A 6164-nucleotide genomic window follows, 5' to 3' on the forward strand; every position below is an offset into this window, starting at 1 on the left:
CCGGCCGCCGCCCCCGGCCGGCCGGGGGCGCACACCAGAGCCGTACGCCGTCGCCGCTTCCGGCCGACGGCGTGCGGCCACCCCGCGTGACAGGCACCACCCGTGACACCGCACGCGCCTCGGGCGCAGGTCAACCCCGCGCCGCGAGCGCGCGTCGAGAGCATCTGGAGGCCGCTGTGTCCCGACCCCGCATCGCCCTGATCGCCGACCCCACGTCGCCCGAAGGCTGCCGGGACTACCTCGCCGAGGCGGTCGGACTGCTCACCGGAACCCCGCCCGTGCGCGTCGACTCCCGGCACTTCGAGGCGGGCGGCGGCGGACAGGCCGAGCGTGACGGCGGCCGGTTACGGCTGCGGGTTCCCGAGGAGCGCCTCGACCTCGTCCCCGACGTCGTCGTCCTCTACGAGATCCCGCCGCACCGACGCGCCGCCCTCGCGGAGTTCCAGCTCCTGCTGGAGGAGTGTGACGTCGTCACCCTCGGGACCGGGCCCGACGCCTGGCGCACCGCCACCGAGAAGAACCTCACCGTGGAGCGGTTCCGGCGCGACGGCATCGCCCAGATGGAGACCGTCGTCCTGTCCGCGCCGACCGGGGACGAGGCCCGCGACGCCTTCGAGGAGCTGGGCGGCGACACCTGGGCGCGTCCCGTCGTCGGCACCGGCGGCAACGACACCTTCCACGTCAACAGCCCTCAGCGGCTCGCCGAGGCCACCGCCTACTACGCCGGGCAGGACACCGACTGGATGCTGTCGCGCGACGCGGGCAACGTCACCGCCGACGGGCTGCGCCACCAGTTCCGGGTCTTCGTCCTCGGCGGGCGGATCGTGCACGCCCGCGAACACCTCCAGCCCGAGGACGACACGCCGTGCAACACCTGCCGGGGCGCGACGCCCGTCCACCTGGGCGCACAGGGGCTGCCGCCCCGCCTCGCCGAGCTGGCGATCGCCGCGACCGCCTCGGTGGGGCTGCCGTTCGCCGGGGTCGACCTCGCGGTCGAGAACGGCGGCGTCGTCTTCGAGGTCAACGTCCAGCCCGCCTTCGTCGAGGGCGAACTCCCGCTGGTGGCCGTCCCGTACATCGAGGCCCACCTCGAAGCGCTCGCCCTCGCCGGGCCCCGGCCCACCCCCGTGTCGTTCGCGCGAGGAGACACGCGGGGCGACAAGCTCCCGTCCCGGTGACGTGACCTGACGGCCGGAGCACCCGACCGACGTGCTCCGCCCTGACCGTCACCGGGACGGGGTCCAACAGCCCTCGCCCGAGGGCCGCCAGACCACTCACGGCACAACGCGGCGGCCCGGCCGGGGAGTCGGACCCCGGCCGGGCCGCCGCTCGCGTCGATGGGGTGGTCAGTAGGGAAGCGGGCGCCCCGACGGGGTCCGCAGGTCCTGCGGCTCCGGCCGGCGGGGTCCACGGGGATGCCTGTTCAGCTGAATCCTCTTCACGTCCGCCTCCTCGTCCCCCGCAGCACGGGCTACTCCTACGGCCCATGCGCTCGGGCGTGTTGACCTTCTTGGGGCCGGTCATCCCCATCTCGCGGCTGGAATATGCCCGCCGGCCGCGTCGAATCTCCGCAGGTCCCGGGGGTGCACCGATGAGCATGCGCCGCCTCTCTTGACGTGTACTGGGCCAGGTGGGTTTATGGGAGCGCTCCCATGTCACTGTCCAGCAGCCCGCGCCCCTGGCGCTCACCCACTGGAGCCGCAGTGAGAACAACAGCCACAGCGAGAACGGCGAGAACCCTCTGCCGGAGAGTACTGGCGGCCCTCCTCGGGGCCCTCCTGCTCGGCGCGCTCGCCCCCGCCGCCCACGCCGCTTCCGCGCCACGCGTGAAGGCGACCGGCCTGCACATCAGCAACGGCCGGCTCCTGGAGTCCAACGGCAACGACTTCGTGATGCGCGGCGTGAACCACGCCCACACCTGGTACCCCGGCCGCCTGAACCAGTCCCTCGCCGACATCAAGGCGTTCGGCGCCAACACCGTCCGCGTCGTCCTCGCCGACGGCCACCGGTGGACCGCCGACACCGCCTCCGACGTCGCGAACGTCATCGCCCAGTGCAAGGCGAACCGCGTCATCTGCGTCCTCGAAGTGCACGACACCACCGGATACGGCGAGGAGTCCGCCGCCGGCACCCTCGACCAGGCCGCCGACTACTGGATCGGCCTCAAGAGCGTCCTCGCCGGACAAGAGGACTACATCGCCATCAACATCGGCAACGAGCCCTGGGGCAACACGGATCCGGCCGGCTGGACCGCCCCCACCGTCGCCGCCGTCAAGAAACTCCGCGCCGCCGGCTTCCAGCACCTGCTGATGGTCGACGCCCCCAACTGGGGCCAGGACTGGCAGGGCGTCATGCGGACCAACGCCCAGGCCGTGTACGCCGCCGACACCACCGGCAACCTCATCTTCTCCATCCACATGTACAGCGTGTACGACACGGCGGCGAAGGTCACCGACTACCTCAACGCCTTCGTCACCGCCAAACTCCCGCTCCTCATCGGCGAGTTCGGCGGCCCCGCCGACCAGTACGGCGACCCCGACGAGGACACGATGATGGCGGCGGCCCAGCAGCTGAAACTGGGCTACCTGGCGTGGAGCTGGAGCGGAAACACCGATCCGATCCTCGACCTCGCCCTCAACTTCGACGCGAAGAACCTGAGTTCGTGGGGCAAGCGGGTCTTCAACGGGCCCGACGGGATCGCCGGCACCTCCAAGGAGGCGACGATCTTCGGCGGCGGGTCCGGCGGTGACACCCAGGCGCCGACCGCTCCCGGCACGCCCACGGCCTCGGCGGTGACCGCGAACTCCGTGACGCTGAGCTGGGCCGCGTCCTCCGACAACGTTGGCGTGAGCGCCTACGACGTCGTCCGGGTGAGCGGGGGGACGGAGACGGCCGCCGCCGCGACGACCTCCAACTCCACGACGGTGACCGGGCTTTCGGCGTCCACCGCGTACACGTTCGCCGTCTACGCCCGCGACGCCGCCGGGAACCGCTCCACCCGGTCGGGCACGGTCGACGTCACCACGAGCCCGCCCGCCCCCGGGCAGTCCTGCTCCGTCGGGTACCGGTCGGTCGGGGAGTGGGCCGGCGGGTTCCAGGGAGAGATCGTCATCAAGAACACCGGCACGACCGCCGTCAACGGCTGGACGCTCGGCTTCTCCTTCGCCGACGGGCAGACCATCGGGAACATGTGGGGCGGGACGGCCGCCCAGAGCGGGGCCGCCGTCACCGTGAGGCCGGCCGCCTACACCGCGAACATTCCGGCGGCGGGCTCGGTGACCGTCGGGTTCATCGCCGACAAGGGGGCCACGAACAGCGTTCCGGCCTCCTTCACGCTCAACGGCACGACCTGCGCCAAGAGCTGACGGACCATCATGAGCGGCCGGGGCGGCGCGCGGCACGCCCCGGCCCACCTCTACTCCTTCGCCTGCGCCTTCTTCCGCCCCCACCGGGGCCTCAGCAAGGAGCGCTCCACCTTCTCCGGTGTCTCCGACGGCGTGTGGTCGCTCCACGACTCGTACCCCGCGAACGGGTCCTCGTCGGGCCGCTGGTCCGGGATCTTCTCGCGCAGGGCCAGGGTGTCGAAGTCGGGGAGCGCCTGGTCCGTCACCGACATGGGGAGCATCACGAGGGACGTCGTGCCCGACCGGGCGGCGGACGGCCGCAGTTGGACCCGGATGCCGTGGCGGTGGGCCAGCCGGCTCACCACGAACAGGCCCATGTGCTGGGAGGCGGTCGCGTCCGGGGCCGGGGGATCGGCGAGCTTGCGGTTGATCGTCGCGAAGTCCTCGGGGCGCAGCCCGATGCCCTGGTCGTGGATCTCGACCATGACACCGCCGTCCGGAAGCCGGGTCGCCAGGACCCGGACCGGGGCCTTCGGGGACGAGAACGACGTGGCGTTCTCCAGGAGTTCGGCCAGCAGATGCACCAGGTCGGTGACCGCCGCGCCGCCGATCTCGACGTCCGGTACGCCCGCCAGCTCGATCCGCTCGTAGCTCTCCACCTCGGAGGACGCCGCGCGCACCACGTCCGCCAGCGGCAGTGGCCGGTCCCAGAGCTGGCCGGGCCGTTCCCCGCCGAGGATGAGGAGGTTCTCGCCGTTGCGCCGCACCCGTGTCGCGAGGTGGTCGAGGCGGAAGAGGTTCTCCAACTGCTGCGGGTCGGTCTCGCGGTCCTCCAGCTCGCCGATCATGGTCAACTGGCGTTCCACGAGGGACTGGTTGCGCCGGGACAGGGTGGTGAAGATGGCGTTCACCTGTCCCCGCAGCCGCGCCTGGACGGCGGCGAGGCGGGCCGCCTCGTGGTGGACGTGGTCGAAGGCGCGGGCGACCTCGCCGATCTCGTCGGTGGAGGTGATCGGGATCGGCCGCACCCGCGGGTCCACGGTGTGCGGGTCGTTCTCCGACAGACGGCCGATCAGCTCGGGCAGTTGGCGCTCGGCGATGTCGATCGCGGAGGCGCTCAGACTGCGCATGCCCCGGCTCGTGAGGCGTGCCATCCAGGCCGCGAACAGGAACGCCAGCATGATCGCCGCCAGCACCACCGCGCCGGTGAGGACCGCGTCGTCGCGTGAATCGTCCGCGATCACCGTCGCGTTGGTGAGCGCGCTGTCCACCAGTTGCAGCTGGACCGCGCGGTAGGCGTCGAAGCCGAGGGAGGAGGACGCGAAGAACGTCTCGACGGTGATGCCCTCCTTCGCGAGGTCGGCGGCGGACGCCCCCGAGGAGATCCGCTCGACCATCGTGGCGATCGGCGGCGGCGGAACGTACGTCCGCCCCGCCGCCCGCGCCTCGGCGGCGGCCTGCGCGTTGCGTTCCTGCCCGCGCTGCTGCGCCGTCGCGAGGGCCTGCTGGAGGCGGGTCGTGTCGTCGGGGGTGCCCGCCGCCGCGTACTCGCGCAGCGCGACCTGTTCGAGGTAGGCGTACGACCTGAACGCGGTGAGCTGGACGGCGAGTTCGCGTGGGGCGAGCTTGGTGCGGTCGCCGACCAGGAGGTGCGTGCCGATGGACCGGATCAGCGACTCGGCGGCCTGTGTGAGGGAGATCGCGTACAGGGAGCGGCCGAAGCTGGACTGGTTGGAGCGGCCGTACCCGAGTTCGTTGGAGATCTCCATCAGGGGGTGCTGGACGGCGTAGTAGCTCTCCTCGGTCTGCACCCCGGACGTCCGCGCGGTGAAGGCCGCGGCCCGCACCTGCGGCAACTGCCGCTCACCGGCCCGCACAAGAGCGACCCGGCGCACCAACCGGTCCTCCTGCGGCATCCGCCCGACGGCCTCCGCGAACGCCTTGGCGTCGGCGTCGGTGACCCTGCGCGCCTCGACGACGACCGCGGAGTCCCGCTCCCCGAGCAGCAGCGGGACGACGGAGACGTCCCGTTCGTTGATGGCGTCGCTCGCGTACTGGCTGGCGGCGCGCACGAGTTCGGCCACGCGGACCGCGTCCTGGGCGTCCTGCCAGGTCTCCAGCGAGTCCCGGACCCGGATGCCGCCGAGGGCCAGGGTCACCAGCACGGGGAGCAGCAGCACGGCCCGAAGCCGCCTGGCCACCGGCCAGTTGCGGGTGAGCGGCTTCCTCGCGGGCTTGCCCGTGAGTTGTCTCCGGGGCTCGGCCGCAGGAGCGTCGGCTGAGGTGTTCGGCAAGTGCGTCCCATTCGGTTCCGAGCCGTCACGCGTCCGGGCGGTGTGGGGCGGGGCTCGATCTGATCTGGCCAATTCTTAGCATCGAGCGGTCGCCGATGTTCATCGTTCGGCCCAAGCCGTCCAAGTTTCACACAAGCCGATCACTTCCACGACCGGCCCGTCCGCTCGCTCCGCCGTCAGCCGGAGCGCAGCGCGGCCCACGTCTTGGGGTTCACGATCCCGGTCACTTTCAGCCCCGCCGCGTCCTGGAAGCTCCGCACCGCCGCCTCCGTCCCCGGCCCGAAGTCGCCGTCCTCGCCGCCGGTTCGGTACCCCCGCGCGATGAGCAGGCACTGCGCCTGCTTCACCTTCTTGCCGCTGTCGCCGGGCCCGGTACGGCCGTTGCCCGCGTAGTAGTCGCAACTCCCGGGCGGCGGCGTGGGATCGGTGCTCGGCGACGGGGTGCCCGGCGGGTTCCCGGGGCCGGTCGGCTCACCGCTCGGCTTCGGTGCGGCGCTCGGCACGACGGGACCGGGTGCGCCGCCGG

Annotated in this window: 4 protein-coding genes; 2 read left to right on the forward strand and 2 right to left on the reverse strand. The window is 72.2% G+C overall.

Annotated elements, in window-relative coordinates; all coding sequences use genetic code 11:
- The first annotated feature begins 176 nt into the window (after positions 1-176).
- Together ACVNF4_RS30890 and ACVNF4_RS30895 are read left to right on the forward strand one after the other, a co-directional pair.
- Positions 177-1178 (forward strand): ATP-grasp domain-containing protein, encoded by a 1002-nt coding sequence (locus ACVNF4_RS30890; protein ID WP_461806185.1) that lies wholly within the window; start codon positions 177-179, stop codon positions 1176-1178.
- 525 nt (positions 1179-1703) lie between these two features.
- A complete protein-coding gene (locus tag ACVNF4_RS30895) occupies positions 1704-3365 on the forward strand; it encodes a cellulase family glycosylhydrolase (RefSeq protein ID WP_461806186.1) in 1662 nt (553 codons plus the stop codon).
- A gap of 50 nt (positions 3366-3415) precedes the next feature.
- On the opposite strand, the gene ACVNF4_RS30900 is transcribed toward ACVNF4_RS30895, so the two are convergent.
- Positions 3416-5545 carry a sensor histidine kinase gene (locus ACVNF4_RS30900; RefSeq protein ID WP_461806188.1) on the reverse strand — a complete coding sequence of 710 codons (2130 nt, stop codon included), beginning with the start codon at positions 5543-5545 and terminating at the stop codon, positions 3416-3418.
- A 269-nt stretch (positions 5546-5814) separates the two neighbouring features.
- The coding region (locus ACVNF4_RS30905) for a peptidoglycan-binding domain-containing protein (RefSeq protein WP_461806187.1) at positions 5815-6164 on the reverse strand (350 nt) is incomplete at its 5' end.

The organism is Streptomyces sp. S6 (genome assembly GCF_054880855.1).